The following is a 20425-nucleotide window of genomic DNA, read 5'->3' on the forward strand; positions in this document are numbered from 1 at the left end:
AATGTTTTAGTAAAGATAAATTAAGGTTGGGGTGTTAATGAAAGATTTATATGAATTGTTAGAAGTTGAGCGTTCTGCTAGTCAAGCTGAAATAAAAAAATCGTACCGTAAACTTGCAAAGAAATATCATCCAGATTTAAATCCTGGGGATGAACAAGCTCATGAGACTTTTAAAGAAATTAATTTTGCTTATGAAGTACTAAGTGATGAGGAAAAAAAATCGAATTATGACAGATATGGAGAAGCCGCTTTTACAAATGGTGGAATGGGTTCAGGAGGTTTTTCTATGGATTTTGGAGATATCTTTGGAGATATTTTCGATATCTTTGGAGGAGGTTTTTCTCAAAAAGCTCGTAATAACAATGCTCCTAAAAAGGGTTCAGATATTCAAATGAGAATTAATTTAACTTTTGAAGAAGCTGTTTTTGGGATTGAAAAAGAAATATCTATAAGAAAAATGGATACTTGTAAAGAATGTAATGGAACTGGTGCAGAGAAAGGAACTTCAAAAACAGTTTGTGATAAATGTCAAGGAACAGGTCAAATTAGATATACTCAAAATTCTGCATTTGGAACTTTTGTAAGAACTGCTACTTGTGATAAGTGTCATGGAACTGGTGAAATTATAGAACATAAATGTCATGAATGTAAAGGCTCTGGGCAAGTAAAGGTTAATAAGAATATTAAAGTTAAAATACCTGCTGGGGTTGACAATGATTCAGTTATAAATTTAAGAGGTGAAGGTAACGCTGGAACTAAGGGAGGACCTTATGGAGATTTATACTTAATTATAACTGTAAAAGAGCACGAATTTTTCCATAGAGTAGGATATGATATTTATTATAATCTGCCAATTTCATTCACTCAAGCTACACTTGGAGCTACAATAAATATCCCGTTATTAGATGGTACTGAAGAATTTACAATACCTGAAGGAACTCAAACAGGAACTAGATTTAGACTTAAAGATAAAGGTGTTACTATATTAAATAGAAAAAACGGTGAAAAAGGTGACTTATATTTTGATGTTCAAATAATTACACCTAAAAACTTAACAGATAAACAAAGAGAATTATTACTAGAATTTTCTAAAGAATCTGCTGAAGAATATATTGAAGGCAAAGAAAAAAGAAATATATTCGAAAAGATAAAGGACAAATTTGATGGAAAATAAAAAATGGATAGAATTTACAATTAACTCTCCAATTGAATTTGAAGATATTATTTATTCCATAATATATAAATACGAAATAGAAGCTATAGAAATAATAGATTATAGAACTTTTTTAGATTTAAAAGATAAAAAACCTTACTGGATTGAATTGGATGATAATTTGATTGAAAAGTTAGATAATATAATTATAAAGGCATATATAATCAAAGATGAGAATAGTGAATCTACAATATCAAATATAAAATTGCAACTAAATAATATTAGCAAAGATATCGAAGTGAAAACTCCTAGAATTATTGAAAACCAAGATTGGTCTAAAGAATGGAAGAAATTTTATAAACCAATTAAAATTGGAGAAAGTATAGTAATAAAACCTTCTTGGGAAGAGTACAATAAAAAAGAGAAAGATATTATTGTAGAAATTGATCCGGGCATGGCTTTTGGTACAGGAACGCATGAGACCACTTCTTTATGTGTGGAGATGTTACAGGAAATAGATAACAAAAGTAAAATTGTTTATGATGTAGGTACTGGATCAGGTGTACTTTCAATTGTTTCAGCAAAATTAGGAGCAAATAAAGTATATGCTATAGATATAGATCCATTAAGTGCAGAAGCTGCTCAAATAAACTCTGAATTCAATAATACTACAGATATAATTGAGGTAATAGAAGGGGATTTATTAGAAAATAAGTTTGAAGATGCAGATATTGTAATTACAAATATTTTAGCAGATGTAATTATTACTTTGATTCCAGATATGACAAAGATAATAAAAAATAATGGATATTTTTTAGCTTCAGGAATAATTAAAGAAAAGAAAGAACTTATTGTAGAAAGTTTAAAAAAATTTGGTTTTGAAATTGAAAAAATAAAGGAAAAGAAAGATTGGGTTTGCATTCTTTCTAAGTATATAAATGCATAGAATTTTTAGGGAAGCATCAGATAAAATTGATAATATTATTCATGTAGATGGTGAAGATTATCATCATATTAATAATGTGCTTAGGTTAAAGCTAAATGATACTGTTGAAGTAGTAATAGATAAAAAAATATATATTTGTAATATTTCATCTATTGAAAATAAACTACTAAAACTATTTATTTTAAATGAATTAGAAAATTTAAACCTTGAAAAATTAAATATTCATTTATATCAAGGTTTAACAAAAGGCGATAAATTTGACTATATAATACAAAAATCTGTAGAGTTAGGAGTTACAACAATTACTCCTCTTATTACAAAAAGAGTTATAGTAAAATTAAAAGATAAAAATCTTGATACTAGAATTAAACGATACAATAAAATTTCTAAACAAGCTGCATCTCAATCTCATAGAATTTCAATTCCGAAAATAAGTCTGCCTGTAAAAATAAATGACTTAATTTTAGAGAAAGATGAGTTAGGCTTAGTTGCATATGAAGATAGTGATAACAGACAGTTAAAAGAGATATTGAAAAGTAATATCTATAATAATATAAAAATAGTAATAGGACCTGAAGGTGGATTTGAAAAAGAAGAAATACTTAATTTAAAAGATAAAGGTTTTAACATTATTTCATTAGGTCCAAGGATATTGAGAACAGAAACGGCGCCATTAAATATTTTGTCAATACTACAATATGAAATAGGCGACTTTTAATAGGAGTAGAATGAGAAGAGTAAGTTTTTTAACATTAGGTTGTAAAGTAAATCAATATGAAACAGAAGCTATGTCAGAGCTTTTTGTAAATAAGGGATATGAAGTTTTAGAAAATAACGAATACTGTGATATATATGTAATAAATACTTGTACTGTCACCAACTTAAGTGATAGAAAATCTAGACAATTTATTTCTAAAAGTAAAAAAATTAATCCTAATGCTATCATTGCGGTTGTTGGTTGTTATTCACAAGTGAGTCCTGAAGAGATAGAGAAAATAGAAGGAGTAAATGTCATTCTCGGGACAAAAAATAGAACAGACATTGTTCAATATTGTGAAGAAGCAAGAATTAGCAACAAAATTATTAATAGAGTTGAAAATATCAAAAAGAATAAATCTTTTGAAGATTTAGTTATATCTAAACAGGAACATATGACAAGAGCATATATAAAAATACAAGAAGGTTGTAGTCAATTTTGTTCATATTGTATAATACCTTATGCTAGAGGGCCTATTCGCTCAAGAAACATAGATAATATATATAGTGAAGCTTTAAGACTAGGCGAAAATGGATTTAAAGAAATTATACTTACAGGAATACATGCCGCTTCATATGGTTTAGATTTTAAAGATGGAAGTGCATTAATTGATGTTATTGAAAAAGTCGCTTCTATATCTGGAGTAAATAGGATAAGACTTAGCTCTTTAGAACCTAGAATTGTAACTGAAGATTTCCTTAATAGAGCTAAAAGTACAGGTAAATTTTGTGATCATTTCCATTTATCACTACAAAGTGGATCAGATAAAATATTAAAATTAATGAATAGAAGATATAACACAAAAGAGTACTTAGAAAAAGTTGAGCTAATTAGAAAATATTTTCCAAATGCTGGAATAACAACTGATATAATTGTTGGATTTCCTAATGAAAATGAAATTGATTTTATAGATACGTTGAATTTTGTAGAGAAAGTAGCATTTTCAAAAGTTCATGTATTTAAATACTCTCCTAGAAAAGGTACCGTTGCAGCATCTATGGATAATCAGGTAGACGGAAATACAAAAAAAGAACGAAGCTCTATATTAATTGAAAAATCACTTCAACTTACAAACGGATTTTTAAATAAATTTATAGGAACTGGAGTGGATGTTTTATTTGAAGAAAAATCAAATAACAATATTCTGAGTGGTTATTCAACTAATTATATTAGGGTGAATGCAAAATATAATAAAAATTATATAAATAAGATTAAAAAAGTTAAAATTACTGATATACAAAATGATGAAGTATTTGGTATAATAGTTTAGTAGGAGGTGAAAAGTAATGGATTGTATATTTTGCAAAATTGCAAATGGAGAAATTGAATCAAATATTATTTATGAAGATGAAAAAATAATTGCATTTAATGACTTAGATCCTAAAGCACCTACTCATTTCTTAGTTATCCCTAAAAATCATATATCATCAGCAAATGAAATAAATGAAGATAATGAGGCGATAATAGGCCATATATTTAAAGTTATATCTAAACTTACAAAGGAATTTGGCTTTGATAAAAAAGGTTTTAGAATAGTTAACAATTGTGGCGAAGACGGAGGACAAACAGTAAACCATATACATTTTCATGTATTAGCAGGTAGACAGTTACAATGGCCTCCAGGCTAAAAATCTTGCAATATCTATATTAATAAGTTATACTATACTTATTGTACTTTGCTCATTATGAGCACTCTTGCAAGAATAGAGGGGGGGGATAACCTATGTCAGAAATTAAAGTTGGCGAAAATGAAACATTGGATAGTGCTTTAAAAAGATTTAAAAGACAATGTGCTAGATCTGGTGTTTTATCTGAATACAGAAAAAGAGAACATTACGAAAAACCAAGTATAAAGAAAAAAAAGAAATCAGAAGCAGCTAGAAGAAAAAAGGCTAAAAAAGGCTAAATATTAAATCATGATGTCCAGTTAATTAACTGGACATTTTTAATTGTTATATATAGGGTATATAGTTGTTAGAGGAGGTTTAAACATGAAGAAGAAAATATATTATATATTATTAATAGCTTTAATGTTGATATCCAATATTTCTTTTGCAGATTCTAGTACCATCACTCCAGATTTAATAAGTCATAAAACTTGCTTTTTAGGTGTTGATTATTTAGATATTACTACTGGAAATATTGAAATGACTGTTGCATCATATAATAGTGAAAGTACATATGAGACAGATAATTATTTAGAGTTTTTGCAAAAATTAGCTACTCCACTTATTAGCACAATACTTCTTACAATAGCTATAATAGCATTTGTGATAGAATTATTTTTGCCAACATTTGGAATTGCTGGAATAACATCTTTGATTTCATTTGCTTTGTTTTTTGCAACTAATTTAGCAAGTGGAAATGCAACATCTATGAACTTAATTATATTTATGATTGGTGTTATACTATTAGGTGTGGAAGCTATTGTACCAGGTTTTGGATTACCAGGAATTGCTGGAATAGTATTTGTGCTTTTTGGTATTACACTATCTATGCCAGACTTATATGTAGGGTTAATATCTATAATTATAGCAACTTTATCTGGAATAGGAGTATCTGTTATAATTATAAAAAAAGGTCATAAAAGTAAATTTCTTAAAAGAGTAATACTGAATGATAAAATAGATACTTATTCTACTGATGATTATAGCAAATATTTAAATAAGGCAGGTAAGACTTTAACTCCTTTGAGACCATCAGGAATAATAAAGGTAGATGGTGATAAAATAGATGCAATTTCAGAAGGAGATTTTATAAATAAGGATGTAAATATAAAAGTAATTAAAGTTGAAGGTTTTAAAGTATATGTAAGGAGTGATAATTAATGGTTTTTGAATTTGGTAGTATAATAGGAATTATTTTAGTAGCTGTTTTACTAATTTTGTTTTTTACTTTTGTTCCTGTAGGATTGTGGATTACTGCATTTTTCTCAGGTGTAAAAGTTAAAATTTCTACTTTAATAGGTATGAGATTAAGAAGGGTGGCTCCCAGTAGGATAATTAATCCTTTAATAAAAGCTACAAAGGCAGGTTTATCTTTAAACACTAATGAATTAGAAGCTCACTATTTGGCAGGTGGAAATGTAAATACGCTAGTAGATGCACTAATAGCAGCTCAAAGAGCTGAAATACCTCTAGATTTTGACAGGGGAGCAGCTATAGATTTAGCGGGCAGAAACGTTTTGGAAGCAGTACAGGTATCTGTAAATCCAAAAGTTATAGAAACACCACAAATTTCGGCTGTAGCTATGAATGGTATTGAAGTTATTGCTAAAGCGAAAGTTACAGTAAGAGCTAATATTGACAGACTTGTGGGAGGAGCTGGAGAAGAAACTATAATCGCTAGAGTTGGTGAAGGAATTGTAACAACCGTCGGCTCTGCTCGTAATCACTCTGAGGTTCTTGAAAATCCTGACTCAATCTCTCAAACTGTTTTATCGAAAGGACTAGACTCTGGAACTGCTTTTGAGATTTTATCAATTGATATAGCAGATGTAGATGTTGGTAGAAATATTGGTGCTAAATTACAAACTGATCAAGCGGAAGCAGATAAAAGAATAGCCCAAGCTAAAGCAGAAGAAAGAAGAGCTATGGCAGTTGCATTAGAACAAGAGATGTTAGCAGAAGTACGCAAGATGAGAGCAAAGGTAGTTGAAGCTGAATCTAAAGTTCCTTTGGCAATATCAACAGCATTAGAAAATGGAAATTTAGGTGTCATGGACTACTATAGAATGAAAAACATAAATGCAGATACAGGAATGAGAGATTCTATATCAGGTGTTGAAAATAGTGGTAAAAATGATACTACTAAGTAGGTGATACTATGTTTGAATTTATTTTAGTGATTGGTGCTGTAATTCTAGCTGTTTTTTTGGAAAGTTCAAAGAAACAATCCAAAAAAAATTCTAGTAAATACTACAAACAAAAACATAGTATAAATGATTCAAAAAATAAAAAAGTGCAAAAAAGCAAAAAAAATTCTAAAAGAATTGCTACTAATAGCAATGCTAAAAATATTATTAACAAAAAGAGAACTACCGAAAATTCTAAATCTTATAAACAAGAATATTGGGAATTTTCAAATGTAACACCTATTGAAATTATTCAAAATAGCAATGTTAGTAATGAATTAAAAGTAGAAATTTTATCTGAAATCAAGGAAGATTTTATTGAAAATCCTAAGAAAGCTTTTTTATTTTCTGAAATCTTTAACAGAAAGTATTAGTCTATTGATTATATTAATTTATTTTGTTATAATTATATTAGGTAAATATGAATTTATATAGGAGTGGGGCATCCCACTCTTATTTATTTATTAAAGGGGGGAATAATGAATAAAAATGACCTTTTAAAACTTTGTTGGAGTAAATTCGAACCAATAGTTTTAAACTTTAATGTTTTTTTAGATGATATAGAATATGTAAAAGAGCCTAAAGGTAATGTATTAAGGATATTTATTGATAAAGAAAATGGAACAATAGATATTGACGATTGTGAAAAAGCAAGTAAAAAGATAAGTGAAAAATTGGATGAATTAGATCCTATAAGTGAAGCTTATTACCTAGAAGTCTCTTCTCCTGGAATTGATAGACCGTTTAGAAACGATAGAGATTTTGTGAAGAACATAGGAGAAGTTGTAGAAATAAAATTTTATGCTCCAATTGATGGTAAAAAAGAAATTGAAGGCAAGTTAATAAGTTTTGATAAAAATCAAATAGAGTTAGAAATAGATAGTAAGGCTATTATAGTTGATAGAAAAAAAATAGCTACTATTAGATTGTCAATATTTAAATAGGTGGGTAAAATGAATCAAGAATTTATGAATGCTCTTATGGATATAGAAAAAACCAAAGGAGTATCAAGTGATGTAATAATCGATGCATTAGAGAAGGCTTTAGTAAAAAGTTATGAAAAGAACTTTGATGATAATGCCAATGTAACAGTTAGTATAAATAGAAATAATGGTGAAGCTAAAATTTTTGCCATAAAAAAAGTTGTAGAGAATATTGAAGACAAAATCACAGAAATATCTGTAGAAGAAGCTGAAAATATAAATTCTAATCTTAATATAGGAGATGAAGTAACAATTGAGGTAACTCCTAAAAATTTTGGAAGAATAGCAGCACAAACAGCTAGAAATATTGTTATTCAAAAAATAAAAGATGCTGAGAGAGAAATAATTTATAATGAATTTATAAGTAGAGAAAAAGAACTGATAACAGGTATTGTTCAAAGAATAGATCATGGAATGATATATGTTGATCTTGGAAAAATTGAAGGGATTGTTCCTCCGAGTGAACAAATAATAAATGAAACTTATAGAATTAATGATAGATTTAAGTTTTATATAAAAGAAGTTAAAAACACTACTAAAGGAGCGCAAGTTATTTTATCTAGGACAGATATAGGACTTGTAAGAAGACTTCTTGAATTAGAAGTTCCCGAAATTAACGATGGAATTGTAGAAATATTTTCTATTTCTAGAGAAGCTGGTTCTAGAACTAAACTAGCAGTATTTACAAAAGATGAAAATATAGATCCAGTTGGAGCGTGTGTAGGATTTAAGGGAACTAGAGTAAAATCTATAGTAGATGAATTGAATGGTGAAAAACTTGATATAATAATTTGGAATAAAGATGTGAAAATTTTCTTGGCTAATAGTTTGAGTCCTGCTGAAGTAGTTAAAGTATTTGTAAATGAAAAAGAAAAAGTTGCAAGAATAATAGTAGAAAGTAGCCAACTCTCTTTAGCTATAGGAAAAGAAGGACAAAATGCAAGACTTGCTGCTAAGTTAACAAATTGGAAAATTGATATAAAAGGAACAGAACAATATTTAGAGGGCATAAAATCTGGGGATATTGTAGCAGAATTTCCTGAAGAAGAAGAATATATTAATAGTTTAATAGATTTAAATTAGGTGAGAATAAATGAAAGTAAAAAAAATACCTATGCGTAAATGTGTTGCATGTGGAGAGAATAAACCTAAAAAAGACTTATTAAGAATAGTAAATAATAAAGAAGAAGGCATAATAGTTGACCCTACCGGTAAGAAAAACGGGAGAGGAGCATATATCTGTAAAGATATATCTTGCTTAGAGTTAGCTAAAAAGAGTAATAGAATTAATCATGCATTAAATGCTGAAATAAATGAAGAAGTTTATAAGGAGATTGCAGATTATGTAACGAATTCAAAGTAGGCATGAAAGGAGTGCTAATATGAAAAAATCAAGAGTATATGAAGTAGCAAAAGAGTTAAATGTTTCAACTAAACAGGTTATAGATGAGTTAAAAAAACTTAATATAGATGTAAAAAGTCACATGTCAACTTTAGAAGGTGATAATTTAGATAAAATAATAAAAGTATTTTCGAAAAACAATGATAGTAAAACTCAAAATAAAAAATCAGCTTTGAGCAATAAGAATAAAGAAATAACCAAAAAGAAGGATAATAATATAGATAATAAGAAAAAACAAGTAAAACCAAATACAAATAATAAGAAAAATAATAACTTAGAAGAAAAAAAACAACATATTCAGAATAAAAAAAATAATGATACAAAAGATAATAAAAATATAAAAAAGAAAAATATAGATAATAAGAAAAAACAGAGTCAACAGAATCCTAATAAAAAAATAAATGATCAACATTTTAAAAATTTACAGAAGTCTACACCAAAATTTAAAAATAAGAAAAAACATAAAAATAAAAATGTTGAAACTTCACATATAAATGAAATTGTAAATATAACAGAAACTGGTGCAATAGAAATTCCAGAAACTATAATTATAAAAGATTTTGCTGAAGCAATTGACGTATCAGTTAATCAAGTTATAACAAAATTAATACAAATGGGTATTATGGCTAATCAAAATCAAGAACTAAATTTTGAAAATGCTGAAATTTTAGGTCTAGAATTTGATAAAGAAATTATATTAAAAGTTGAAGAAGAAGTTGATCCAGAAGAAATTTTTGAAGATTTAGATTTTGAAGACAAAGAAGGAGATTTAAAATCTAGACCTCCAGTAGTTACAGTTATGGGTCATGTTGACCATGGTAAAACATCTCTTTTGGATAGAATTCGAAAAGCACATGTAACTCAAGGCGAAGCTGGTGGAATAACCCAACATATAGGAGCTTATACTGTAAGAGTTAATGACAATAAAGTAGTTTTCTTAGATACTCCTGGACATGAGGCATTTACAGCGATGAGATCTCGTGGAGCTCAAGTAACAGATTTAGCAATATTAGTAGTTGCAGCAGATGATGGAGTTATGCCTCAAACTATAGAAGCTATAAATCACGCTAAAGCAGCAGAAGTTCCTATTATAGTAGCTGTAAATAAAATAGACAAAGAAGGCGCTAATCTTGAAAGAATAAAACAAGAATTAGCTGATAATGGTTTAATGCCGGATGATTGGGGTGGAGATGCAATAGTTGTTCCAGTATCTGCTCGAACAGGAGAAGGAATAGATGATTTATTAGAAATGATAGTAACCGTTTCTGAAATGGAAGAGTTAAAAGCTAATCCTAACAGAAAAGCAGTAGGTACTATTATTGAAGCACAACTTGATAAAGGTAGAGGACCAACAGCTACAGTTTTAGTTCAAAAAGGAACTCTAAGAATGGGAGATATCGTTGTTTCAGGACTTGCACACGGAAGAATAAGAGCAATGTTTGACGACAAGGGTAAAAAAATAAAAAAGGCAGGTCCTTCAATACCTGTATTAATATTAGGATTGTCGGATGTTCCTGAAGCAGGAGAACTTATATATGCTGTAGAAGATGAAAAAACAGCTCGTTCATATTCAGATAAAGCTTTGAATTTGATTAAAGAAGATATGGTTAAATCAAGCTCTAATATAAAATTGGATGATTTATTTAACAAAATATCTGATGGTTCTATTAAAGACTTAAATATTATAGTAAAAACAGATGTAAAAGGAACTATAGATGCTGTTCAACAATCTTTTATTAAACTAAGTAATGAAGAAGTTAAGGTAAACATAATACATGGTGCTGTAGGTGGTATTACTGAGTCAGATGTTAACTTGGCTACTGCTTCTAATGCAGTAATTATAGGATTTAATGTTAGACCATCCCAAAGTGCAATAGACTTAGCTAATCATGAAGATGTTGATATTAGAACTTATAGAGTTATTTATGAAGCAATAGAAGATTTAGAAAAAGCTATTACAGGTATGTTAGCACCTAAGTACAAAGAAGAAGTAATAGGTAGAGCTGAAGTTAGAGCGATATTTAAAGTTCCAAATATAGGATCTGTAGCTGGGATATATGTTCAAAATGGTAAAATTACTAGAAATTCAACAATAAGAGTTATTAGAAATGACGTTGTTGTATTTGAAGGAGAAATAGCTTCACTAAGAAGATTCAAAGATGATACAAAAGAACTAGCTACCGGATATGAAGGTGGACTTGGACTAGTGAATTTCAATGATATTAAAGAAAATGACATTATGGAAGCTTATATTATGCAAGAAATTAAAAGATAGGTGGTATAATGAATCAAAAAAGAGTAAGTCGAATTGCATCAGAGATAAATAAAATAATTTCAAATTGTTTATATACTGATATAAAAGACCCAAACATTGATCCTATTAACACTGGAATTACTGAAGTTAAAGTTACTAATGACTTAAGCTTTGCATATGTTTATATCAGCGTTATTGGTGATGATAAGAAAAAAAATAATACTTTAAAAGGATTTGAACATGCCAAGGGATTTTTAAAGAAAGAAATAAGTAATAATGTAAAATTAAGACATACACCAGAACTTATTTTCAAACTCGATGAGTCTACAGAACGAGGGATGCATATAGAAAATATAATAAATGAACTAAATAATTCTGGTAAGTAAATATGAATGCAAATAGTTTTAAATTTAAAGAGATAATTGCAAAAAATAATAGTTTTGCAATTATCTCTCATTTAAGTCCTGATGGAGATAATTTAGGAGCATTATTATCTATTTTTTATTATTTAAAAAATTTAGGCAAAAAAGTTTTTGCAATAGAATTAGATAAAATACCTAAATCTCTTCAGTTTGTAGTAGAAGATATTTTATTTACTAATGATACTAATATAGAAGTGGATGTTTTAATTGCATTAGATTGTGGAGATAAAAAACGATTAGGTGAAATTGACAATATTTTTGATAACGCAAAAGAAATTATAAAAATAGATCATCATTTAAGTGAAGAATATTATGGAACTTTAAATATAGTTGATTCTAATATTTCATCTACATGTGAATTAATTAGTAATATACTATTTGATATAGATGCTAATATAAATGATAAAATTGCTACTTTGCTATTAATGGGGATATTAACAGATACTGGTAGGTTTTTATATGAAAGAGCAGATTACAATACTTTTATAACTACTTCTAAACTTCTAAAGTTAGGAGCAAAAAAAGACTTTTTAATGAAAAAGCTTTTTCAATCATCTGATTTAAATGCATTAAAACTTGTAAATAAAATTAATAATGAAGCTGAGTTTTATTATAATAATAAATTAGTAATTTCTAGCGTAACTACAGATGTTTTAAATAAATATAATCTTGAAACTTCTGATGTTGATGAAGCTATAAACTACTATAGAGATTCTAGTGAAGTTGAAGTTTCATGTATGATAAAACAAAAAGAAGATAATTTATTTAAGATAAGCTTCAGAAGTAAAAGTTATATAGATGTTAATAAAATAGCTGAAACATTTGGTGGTGGTGGGCATAAATTTGCAGCAGGTTGTGCTGTAGAAGGTTCACTAAAGTTTGTTAAAAATAAAATTATAGAAAGGTTTAAAGACATTGAGTGGGAATGATTTTAATGGAGTAATAAATGTTTTTAAAGAGCCTGGATATACTTCACATGATGTAGTGGCAATACTTAGAAAAGTTTTAAAAACGAAAAAAATAGGACATGCAGGAACATTGGATCCAAATGTATCTGGTGTATTACCAATTTGTATAGGGAAGGCCACTAAAATAAGTCAATATTTAATGGAATATGGTAAAACTTATATTGCAGAAATTACTTTTGGAATTGAGACAGATACTGAAGATATTTGGGGAAATATTATAAAAACATCAGATATAGAAGTAAATATTGAAAGTTTTAAAAAAAGTATAACTAAATTTAATGGCAAAACTATAAATCAAGTTCCACCTATGTATTCGGCTGTTAAAGTTAATGGAAAAAAATTATATGAACTAGCTAGAAAAGGTGAAATTATTGAAAGAAAACCTAGAAAGGCTAATATTTACAAGCTAAAAATTTTAAAAATTCTAAATAACAAAGTTATAATTAAAGTTACATGTTCAAAAGGAACTTATATTAGAACTTTAATAAAAGATATATGTGAAAAAAGTGGAACTATTGGTACAATGTCAAGTCTTATAAGAGTAAATTCTGGTGGATTAGATATAAATGATTCGCTAACAATTCAACAAATAAAAGATTTAATAGATAAAAAAATATATGATTTTATAAAACCAATAGATAAAAGTTTACAAAAAATTAACAAGTATATATTACCAGAAAAATATTTTAAAAAAGTAATTAATGGTGTTAAAATAAAAATTAATGATGATATTTCTAACGAAACTGTTTTAGTATATTGTAAAGATGAATTTATAGGTATAGGAGAATTTGTACTTTTAGATGATATAAAGTTTCTAAAAATTACAAATATGTTTTGGAATTCAAATGAAAATAATTGATGTAAATGAAAATTTTAAAATTGATAAAAATACAATACTTGCTTTAGGAAATTTTGATGGTATCCATAAAGGGCATAGATTTTTAATTGATAATGTTAGAGAATTGGCTAAAAAAAATAATTTTTATTCTGGTATATTACTATTTAATAGTCATACTCTTGACTCACTTCATCCTGAGTTAAGATTACCTAAACTAACAGATATACAAGATAAAATAGATATAATTTCTGATATGAATATAGATTATGTATTTTTATTAGACTTCAAAAAAATTTCTAATTTTACTCCGGAAGAGTTTATTTTTTTATTAAAAAATGAATTTAACTGTAAGGGAGTAGTAGTAGGTAGCGACTATAAGTTTGGAAAAGGAGCAAAAGGAAATATTTTAACACTAAAAGACATAGCTGAAAAAGAAGATATCTTTGTTAAAGTAATTGATGATGTTACAGATAATTCAGTATATGTTAAAAGTACTGTAATTAGAGAAGAGATTAGAAATGGAAACATTAAAGAGGCAAATAAGCTTCTTAGTAGAAACTATTTTATAAAAGGTATTGTTGTTCATGGTGAAAAAAGAGGAAGAGAATTAGGATATCCTACCGCTAATATATACAATGATTTTAATTATATACTACCAAAAGAAGGAGTTTACTATACAAAGACTACAATAATATCTAAAGATAACAATAAGCAATATGATTCTCTTAGCTTTATAGGTCAAAACATAACATTTAATGAGTTTGAACAAAAAATTGAAACTTATCTTTTTGATTTTGCAGGATATCTTTATGGAGATACAATAAAAATTGAATTCATTGACTTTATACGTAATAATGAAAAGTTTGACTCTAAAGAAAGTTTGATTTTGCAAATGAACAAAGATGTGGAATTTGTAAAGGATTATAATAATAATTTACATTTTTAACGATTTGTGTTATTATAATCCGGTAGGTACTGTAACGTTGAATTTCGATTCCTCAACGGATTCAATAGTTGTGGTGAATATAGTATTAGGAGGAAAAAATGTATACAGCAGAAGACAAAAAAAGAATAATTGATGAGTACAAAACAGCAGAAGGAGATACTGGATCTCCAGAAGTACAAATAGCTTTATTAACTTATAGAATAAACTATTTAACTGAGCATTTAAAAACTCACAAAAAAGATCATCATTCAAGAAGAGGTTTATTTAAAATGATAGGTAATAGAAGAGGTCTTCTTGGATACCTAAAAGATAAGGATATCGACAGATACCGTGAATTAATAAAAAGACTAGGAATAAGAGGTTAATTCTCAGGTTAGGCATATCAACCTATAAGAGCGGTTTTTGCCGCTCTTATTTTTAAATGTAAATACAAATAGCCTATAAGGAGGCGTTATGATAAAAGAATATAAATATAATTTGCTTGGAAAAGAAATAATTGTAACTATTGGAAAAGTTGCTGAACAAGCTAATGGAGCGTGTCTAGTTCAATGTGGAGAAACTATAGTACTTGTAACTGCAACAGCTTCTAAAGAACCTAGGCAAGGGATAGATTTTTTTCCTTTAAGTTGTGATTTTGAAGAAAAACTTTATTCTGTTGGGAAAATCCCTGGTGGTTTTATTAAAAGAGAAGGAAGAGCTAGTGAAAAAGCTATACTAGTATCTAGATTAATAGATAGACCGTTAAGACCATTATTCCCTGAAGGTTATAGAAACGATGTACAAGTAATAGCCACAGCACTATCTGTAGAAGATGATTATACACCTGATATTTTAGCTATGATAGGTTCATCTATTGCTTTAACTATTTCAGATATTCCTTTTAATGGACCTACTGGATCAGTTTCTGTTGGAATGGTTGATGGAGAAATAATAATTAATCCAATTCAGGCAGAAAGAGAAAAATCTGATTTAGAATTAACTGTTGCTGGAACTAAAGAGGCAATAATGATGGTTGAAGCAGGTTGTAATAAAATAACAGAAACACAAGTATTAGACGCTATTTTAAAAGCACATGAAGCGATACAAGGAATTTGTGAATTTATAGAAGATATTCAAAAAGATTGTGGAAAAGAGAAAAAAGTCTTTGAAGCTCCATCTGTAGATGAGAACCTTGTTAATGATATTACTGAATATGCAAAAGACAAATTACTTGCTGCTGTTAGAAATGTGGATAAAATGTCTAGACAAAATGATGTAGATGAAATAATTAATAGCACTCTTGAAAATTTCTCTGAAAAGTATGAGGGACAACAGAAAGATATTAAAGCAATAATTGAAAATATTGAAATTGAAGAAGTAAGAAGACTTATAATAGAAGATTCTATAAGACCTGATAATAGACAATTAGATGAAATAAGACCTATTTCTTGTGATAGAAGATTACTTCCAAGAGCTCATGGTTCAGGGTTGTTTACAAGAGGTCAAACTCAAGTATTATCAGTAGCTACGCTAGGATCACCTAGAGATGTTCAAATATTAGATGGACTTTTAGAGCAAGATGATAAAAGATATATGCATCAATACAACTTTCCTCCATATAGTGTAGGAGATACTAGACCAATGAGAGGTCCTGGTAGAAGGGAAATAGGGCATGGAGCTTTAGCAGAGAGAGCTTTGATTCCAGTATTGCCTTCAATTGAAGAATTTCCTTATACTATTAGAGTTGTATCTGAAGTATTAAGCTCGAATGGTTCAAGTTCTCAAGCTTCTATTTGTGGATCAACGTTGGCTCTTTTAGATGCAGGAGTTCCTTTAAAGGATTCTGTAGCTGGAATTGCTATGGGGCTTATTAGCGATGGTGGAAAAGTTGCTATATTAACAGATATCCAAGGTTTAGAGGACCATTTTGGAGATATGGACTTTAAAGTAGCAGGTACTAGAGATGGTATTACTGCTTTACAAATGGATATAAAAGTGGATGGTATAAGTAGAGAAGTTTTAGAGGAAGCTTTAGAGAAAGCTAGAATTGCAAGGCTTAGTATATTAGATAAAATGAATAGTTTAATTTCTGAACCTGAAAAAGAAATTTCTAAATATGCTCCAAGACTTATGAGCATTAAAATACATCCAGACAAAATAAGAGAAGTAATAGGTGCTGGTGGAAAAGTTATTAATAAAATAATTGAAGAAACTGGTGTAAGTATAGATACAGAAGATGACGGTAATATTACAATAACTGCTGAAACTACCGAGGATGGGAAACGAGCAATTAAAATGATAGAAGATATAATTGCTGAAGTAGAAGTAGGAGCTAGCTACTTAGGTAAAGTAACTAGAATTATGAATTTTGGTGCATTTGTTGATATTTTAAATGGTAAAGAAGGTTTACTTCATATTTCCAAAATATCACATGAGAGAGTTGAAAAAGTTGAAGATGTTTTAAAAACAGGTGATGAAGTTCTAGTAAAAGTTACTGAAATTGATAGACAAGGAAGAATTAACCTTTCTAGAAAAGCATTATTACCAAAACCTGAAGTAAAAAAAGAAAATGATACAGAAAAAAAAGAAAAAACTGAAGATAATTAGTTAAAATTAAACATAGGAAACTATGTTTAATTTTTTAGTGGAGGATATATGAAAGTTAAAATTATTAATAAAAGTAATAATCCTATGCCAGAATACGCAACTATAGGTTCATCTGGGATGGATATAAAGGCATTTTTGGATAAAGATATTACTTTAAAACCATTGGAAAGAAAAATGATTCCAACTGGTTTGTATATATCAATACCTATTGGCTATGAAATTCAAGTAAGGGCAAGAAGTGGTATGTCAATAAAGCATGGTATTACTTTAGTTAATGCTGTTGGAACAATAGATAGTGATTATAGAGGAGAGATAGGTGTATTAGCTATTAATTTATCAAATAAGGAGTACACTATTAAAACTGGCGATAAGATAGCTCAAATGATACTAGCGAAATATGAAATTATAGAGTTTGAGGAAGTTGATAATTTAGATGAAACAGATAGAAATACAGGTGGATTTGGCCATACAGGATATTAATATATGTGTTATAATTTAATAGATTAAATGAGGAGATTTTCATGGCTAAATCAAATAAGAAAAAGAAAAAAAACAAAAGTATAACACAATCTACAGCAAAAAAAGTTGCTTTAATATTTTCTATAATCTTTGCAATAACATATGTTTTTTTAATTGCGAATAATACTGGATTTATTGGTGATTTTATTAAAGAATTTTATTTTAGAATTGCAGGATTAGGTTCTTATATATTTCCACTAATAATTATTTCAAATAGTATTTTGTATATATTTGATAAAATAACACCTAAGATAAAAAAAATATATATATTAATATACTGCTTGTTTATATTTTCGTTAATTATATTAGATTTAAATACAAATATAGGAAAGGACCTAACAGCTAGAATTAACATTTCAAACTACCTAGCTAATGAATTTAAAGGTGCAGGTAATATTGGTGCTTTTTTAGCATATATTCTCTTAAATTCTATTGGTAAAATAGGTATATATTTATTTTTTATAGTATTGCTATTTTTCTCAGGAGTTTATATTTTTGATATATCCATTAGTGAATTATATCAAGACATTAAAGATATTTCTAAAAGTTTTTTTGCTTTTATAGCAAGAAATATTAATAAAATGAAACAAAAAAAATCTATTAAACAAAATCAAAAAAAAAATACAAATAACTCTATTTTAAAAAAAGAAAATAATAAAAAAGAAAGTAATGATGATATTAGAATAGATAATATCGTATTTAATGACTACAAAGAAAATAATGATAATTTTAGTGCTGATAACAATATAGACAAAGAAGACAATCTTGAAAATGATGAACAATTATCTGTAGAAGATTTTTCTATAAAAATCGAAAAAAAAGAGATACCTTATAAATTCCCTCCACTAGAACTTTTAAAAGATTCTATTAAAGGAAGCAGTAATAATAAGGATGAAGTGTTAGAAAAAGCAAGAAAAATAGAAACAACTTTATCTAGCTTTGGAATAGAAGCAGAAGTTACACAAATAGATAGAGGTCCTACTGTAACCTGTTATGAATTAGAGCCAGCTCCTGGTGTAAAAGTAAGTAAGATAGTAAATTTAGCAGATGATTTGGCTATGGGACTTGCTTCTTCTGAAATAAGAATTCAAGCTCCAATTCCTGGTAAATCTGTTGTTGGTATCGAAGTCCCAAATATTAATAAAGATGCTGTTTCACTAAAAGAAATAATAACTTCTGATGAATTTAATAACATAAATTCGTTACTTCCTATCGCTTTAGGAAAAAGTATTTCTGGAAAATCAATAGTAACTTCAATAGATAAAATGCCACATCTTCTTATAGCAGGTGCAACAGGTAGTGGTAAATCTGTATGTATTAATACTATAATCATGAGCATTATTTATAAAGCTAGTCCCGAAGATGTAAAGATGATATTAATTGACCCAAAAGTAGTTGAATTAAGCATATATAATAAAATACCTCACTTAGCTATACCGGTTGTTACAAATGCTAAAAAAGCTAATTTTGCTTTAAACTGGGCAGTTACAGAAATGGAAAGAAGATATAAAATATTTTCAGAGAATTACGTAAGAGATATTAAATCTTACAACGGAAAAAATATAGATAACAGTCTTGAAAAATTACCGTATATTGTAATAATTATAGATGAATTATCTGATTTAATGATGGTTGCTGCTGGTGAAGTAGAGGATTCAATTGCTAGACTTGCTCAAATGGCACGAGCTTGTGGAATACATTTAATTGTAGCAACTCAAAGACCTTCTGTAGATGTAATTACTGGAACTATTAAAGCAAATATTCCTTCTAGAATTTCTTTTGCTGTATCATCTCAAATAGATTCAAGAACTATATTAGATATGTCTGGTGCAGAGAAATTACTTGGTATGGGTGATATGTTGTTCTTTCCATCAAATATTTCTAAACCTATAAGAGTCCAGGGAGCTTTTGTATCAGATAAAGAAGTAGAAAATGTAGTAGATTACTTGAAAAATCAAAATATTACTGACTACAATGAAGAAATAATAAAAGATATAGATAAAAAACAAGAAGCTTCTGAAAGTTTTGAAAGTACAGACGAACTATTCAATGATGCTGTAAAAATTATACTTGAAGAAAATTCTGCATCAATATCACTTTTGCAACGAAAAATGAAAATAGGATATGCTAGAGCTGGTAGACTTATTGATGAAATGGAAGAACAAGGTATAGTAAGTGGTTATGAAGGAAGTAAACCAAGAAAAATTTTAGTAGGAAAAGACTATTTAAAGGACATGGGTGAGTAAATGAATATAGCTAATAAATTTACAATATTTAGATTGGTCTTAATACCAGTATTTATTGTATTAATGATATTTTTAGGAATTAAAAGTGTAATACCAGGAGCTGTTTTTGTAATAGCTTCATTGACAGACTTTATTGACGGACATCTTGCTAGAAGTAGAAATTTAGTTACTACTTTTGGAAAATTCTTAGATCCTTTGGCTGATAAAATGCTAGTTGCAGCAGCATTAATAATGCTTATAGAGTTAAAGTATGTTTCAGCTTGGACTGTTTGCATTGTAATAGCTAGAGAATTTGCAATAACAGGTTTTAGAATATTAGCAGCCTCAAATGGAATAACAATAGCAGCAAGTTATTGGGGTAAATTCAAAACAGTATCTCAATTTATAGCTATTATTCTAATATTATTTAGTGGATCAATATTAAGCTTTGTTCCAATGACAATAACAAATATAATTTATTACATTTCAGTAGTTCTTACTCTAATTTCGGGTATAGATTATATTATTAAAAATATTCAAGTTTTAGACTTAGAAAATATATAAGGAGAATAT

At 28.1% G+C, this 20425-nt stretch carries 22 protein-coding genes; all 22 read left to right on the plus strand.

The genetic code is table 11. The features are described from left to right. Positions 1-37 precede the first annotated feature (37 nt). Positions 38-1174 (plus strand): molecular chaperone DnaJ, encoded by a 1137-nt coding sequence (gene dnaJ, locus CS899_RS01390; protein ID WP_099203175.1) that lies wholly within the window; start codon positions 38-40, stop codon positions 1172-1174. After that, entirely contained in the window at positions 1164-2099 is a 936-nt protein-coding gene (gene prmA, locus CS899_RS01395; protein WP_099203176.1) for a 50S ribosomal protein L11 methyltransferase, read from the plus strand. Before dnaJ ends, prmA begins: the two co-directional genes overlap by 11 nt. Beyond that, positions 2092-2817: an RsmE family RNA methyltransferase gene (locus CS899_RS01400; RefSeq protein WP_099203177.1), complete on the plus strand. Its 726-nt coding sequence runs from the start codon at positions 2092-2094 to the stop codon at positions 2815-2817. The genes prmA and CS899_RS01400 overlap by 8 nt, the downstream gene beginning before the upstream one ends. Before the next feature lie 10 nt (positions 2818-2827). Continuing rightward, entirely contained in the window at positions 2828-4126 is a 1299-nt protein-coding gene (gene mtaB / locus CS899_RS01405; protein WP_099203178.1) for a tRNA (N(6)-L-threonylcarbamoyladenosine(37)-C(2))-methylthiotransferase MtaB, read from the plus strand. Positions 4127-4142: 16 nt separating this feature from the next. Next, on the plus strand, positions 4143-4484 hold the full coding sequence (locus CS899_RS01410; protein ID WP_099203179.1) for a histidine triad nucleotide-binding protein: 342 nt from the start codon (positions 4143-4145) through the stop codon (positions 4482-4484). A 95-nt stretch (positions 4485-4579) separates the two neighbouring features. Beyond that, positions 4580-4762, plus strand: coding sequence for a 30S ribosomal protein S21 (gene rpsU, locus CS899_RS01415; protein ID WP_099203180.1), 183 nt, complete (start codon positions 4580-4582; stop codon positions 4760-4762). 85 nt (positions 4763-4847) lie between these two features. After that, positions 4848-5684, plus strand: a complete 837-nt coding sequence (locus CS899_RS01420; protein ID WP_099203181.1) for an NfeD family protein — start codon at positions 4848-4850, stop codon at positions 5682-5684. Then, positions 5684-6673, plus strand: coding sequence for a flotillin-like protein FloA (gene floA / locus CS899_RS01425; protein ID WP_099203182.1), 990 nt, complete (start codon positions 5684-5686; stop codon positions 6671-6673). Before CS899_RS01420 ends, floA begins: the two co-directional genes overlap by 1 nt. A gap of 8 nt (positions 6674-6681) precedes the next feature. Next, complete coding sequence (locus CS899_RS01430) at positions 6682-7083, plus strand: hypothetical protein (protein WP_099203183.1); 402 nt, start codon at positions 6682-6684, stop codon at positions 7081-7083. A gap of 105 nt (positions 7084-7188) precedes the next feature. Further along, the gene (locus CS899_RS01435; protein ID WP_099203184.1) at positions 7189-7653 is read left to right on the plus strand and encodes a ribosome maturation factor RimP; all 465 of its coding nucleotides are present in this window, start codon (positions 7189-7191) and stop codon (positions 7651-7653) included. A gap of 9 nt (positions 7654-7662) precedes the next feature. Next, positions 7663-8775, plus strand: a complete 1113-nt coding sequence (gene nusA, locus CS899_RS01440; protein WP_099203185.1) for a transcription termination factor NusA — start codon at positions 7663-7665, stop codon at positions 8773-8775. A 10-nt stretch (positions 8776-8785) separates the two neighbouring features. Next, positions 8786-9055: an RNase P modulator RnpM gene (gene rnpM, locus CS899_RS01445; RefSeq protein WP_099203186.1), complete on the plus strand. Its 270-nt coding sequence runs from the start codon at positions 8786-8788 to the stop codon at positions 9053-9055. Between the two features lie 19 nt (positions 9056-9074). Next, entirely contained in the window at positions 9075-11369 is a 2295-nt protein-coding gene (gene infB, locus CS899_RS01450) for a translation initiation factor IF-2 (protein WP_099203187.1), read from the plus strand. A gap of 8 nt (positions 11370-11377) precedes the next feature. Beyond that, a complete protein-coding gene (rbfA, locus tag CS899_RS01455) occupies positions 11378-11734 on the plus strand; it encodes a 30S ribosome-binding factor RbfA (RefSeq protein WP_099203188.1) in 357 nt (118 codons plus the stop codon). A 2-nt stretch (positions 11735-11736) separates the two neighbouring features. Further along, entirely contained in the window at positions 11737-12699 is a 963-nt protein-coding gene (locus CS899_RS01460; RefSeq protein ID WP_099203189.1) for a DHH family phosphoesterase, read from the plus strand. Further along, positions 12686-13597, plus strand: coding sequence for a tRNA pseudouridine(55) synthase TruB (truB, locus tag CS899_RS01465; protein ID WP_099203190.1), 912 nt, complete (start codon positions 12686-12688; stop codon positions 13595-13597). The genes CS899_RS01460 and truB overlap by 14 nt, the downstream gene beginning before the upstream one ends. Further along, positions 13584-14522, plus strand: coding sequence for a bifunctional riboflavin kinase/FAD synthetase (locus CS899_RS01470; RefSeq protein WP_099203191.1), 939 nt, complete (start codon positions 13584-13586; stop codon positions 14520-14522). Before truB ends, CS899_RS01470 begins: the two co-directional genes overlap by 14 nt. A 98-nt stretch (positions 14523-14620) precedes the next feature. Then, entirely contained in the window at positions 14621-14887 is a 267-nt protein-coding gene (gene rpsO, locus CS899_RS01475; RefSeq protein ID WP_099203192.1) for a 30S ribosomal protein S15, read from the plus strand. Positions 14888-14975: 88 nt separating this feature from the next. After that, positions 14976-17108, plus strand: a complete 2133-nt coding sequence (locus CS899_RS01480; RefSeq protein ID WP_099203193.1) for a polyribonucleotide nucleotidyltransferase — start codon at positions 14976-14978, stop codon at positions 17106-17108. Positions 17109-17156: 48 nt separating this feature from the next. Next, on the plus strand, positions 17157-17588 hold the full coding sequence (gene dut, locus CS899_RS01485) for a dUTP diphosphatase (protein ID WP_099203194.1): 432 nt from the start codon (positions 17157-17159) through the stop codon (positions 17586-17588). Positions 17589-17629: 41 nt separating this feature from the next. Beyond that, positions 17630-19873, plus strand: coding sequence for an FtsK/SpoIIIE family DNA translocase (locus CS899_RS01490; protein ID WP_099203195.1), 2244 nt, complete (start codon positions 17630-17632; stop codon positions 19871-19873). Continuing rightward, complete coding sequence (gene pgsA / locus CS899_RS01495; RefSeq protein WP_099203196.1) at positions 19874-20416, plus strand: CDP-diacylglycerol--glycerol-3-phosphate 3-phosphatidyltransferase; 543 nt, start codon at positions 19874-19876, stop codon at positions 20414-20416. Positions 20417-20425 lie beyond the last annotated feature (9 nt).

The sequence above is a fragment of the Miniphocaeibacter massiliensis genome, assembly GCF_900232905.1.
In the GTDB taxonomy this organism is placed as follows: domain Bacteria; phylum Bacillota; class Clostridia; order Tissierellales; family Peptoniphilaceae; genus Miniphocaeibacter; species Miniphocaeibacter massiliensis.

Coding starts and splice junctions, on each gene's coding strand:
- CS899_RS01435 (WP_099203184.1), top strand. CDS start 7,189: ATGAATAAAAATGACCTTTTAAAACTTTGTTGGAGTAAATTCGAACCA.
- mtaB (WP_099203178.1), top strand. CDS start 2,828: ATGAGAAGAGTAAGTTTTTTAACATTAGGTTGTAAAGTAAATCAATAT.
- rpsU (WP_099203180.1), top strand. CDS start 4,580: ATGTCAGAAATTAAAGTTGGCGAAAATGAAACATTGGATAGTGCTTTA.
- CS899_RS01410 (WP_099203179.1), top strand. CDS start 4,143: ATGGATTGTATATTTTGCAAAATTGCAAATGGAGAAATTGAATCAAAT.
- rnpM (WP_099203186.1), top strand. CDS start 8,786: ATGAAAGTAAAAAAAATACCTATGCGTAAATGTGTTGCATGTGGAGAG.
- pgsA (WP_099203196.1), top strand. CDS start 19,874: ATGAATATAGCTAATAAATTTACAATATTTAGATTGGTCTTAATACCA.
- CS899_RS01400 (WP_099203177.1), top strand. CDS start 2,092: ATGCATAGAATTTTTAGGGAAGCATCAGATAAAATTGATAATATTATT.
- CS899_RS01480 (WP_099203193.1), top strand. CDS start 14,976: ATGATAAAAGAATATAAATATAATTTGCTTGGAAAAGAAATAATTGTA.
- nusA (WP_099203185.1), top strand. CDS start 7,663: ATGAATCAAGAATTTATGAATGCTCTTATGGATATAGAAAAAACCAAA.
- prmA (WP_099203176.1), top strand. CDS start 1,164: ATGGAAAATAAAAAATGGATAGAATTTACAATTAACTCTCCAATTGAA.
- rpsO (WP_099203192.1), top strand. CDS start 14,621: ATGTATACAGCAGAAGACAAAAAAAGAATAATTGATGAGTACAAAACA.
- CS899_RS01490 (WP_099203195.1), top strand. CDS start 17,630: ATGGCTAAATCAAATAAGAAAAAGAAAAAAAACAAAAGTATAACACAA.
- dnaJ (WP_099203175.1), top strand. CDS start 38: ATGAAAGATTTATATGAATTGTTAGAAGTTGAGCGTTCTGCTAGTCAA.
- CS899_RS01470 (WP_099203191.1), top strand. CDS start 13,584: ATGAAAATAATTGATGTAAATGAAAATTTTAAAATTGATAAAAATACA.
- CS899_RS01420 (WP_099203181.1), top strand. CDS start 4,848: ATGAAGAAGAAAATATATTATATATTATTAATAGCTTTAATGTTGATA.
- floA (WP_099203182.1), top strand. CDS start 5,684: ATGGTTTTTGAATTTGGTAGTATAATAGGAATTATTTTAGTAGCTGTT.
- CS899_RS01430 (WP_099203183.1), top strand. CDS start 6,682: ATGTTTGAATTTATTTTAGTGATTGGTGCTGTAATTCTAGCTGTTTTT.
- infB (WP_099203187.1), top strand. CDS start 9,075: ATGAAAAAATCAAGAGTATATGAAGTAGCAAAAGAGTTAAATGTTTCA.
- dut (WP_099203194.1), top strand. CDS start 17,157: ATGAAAGTTAAAATTATTAATAAAAGTAATAATCCTATGCCAGAATAC.
- CS899_RS01460 (WP_099203189.1), top strand. CDS start 11,737: ATGAATGCAAATAGTTTTAAATTTAAAGAGATAATTGCAAAAAATAAT.
- rbfA (WP_099203188.1), top strand. CDS start 11,378: ATGAATCAAAAAAGAGTAAGTCGAATTGCATCAGAGATAAATAAAATA.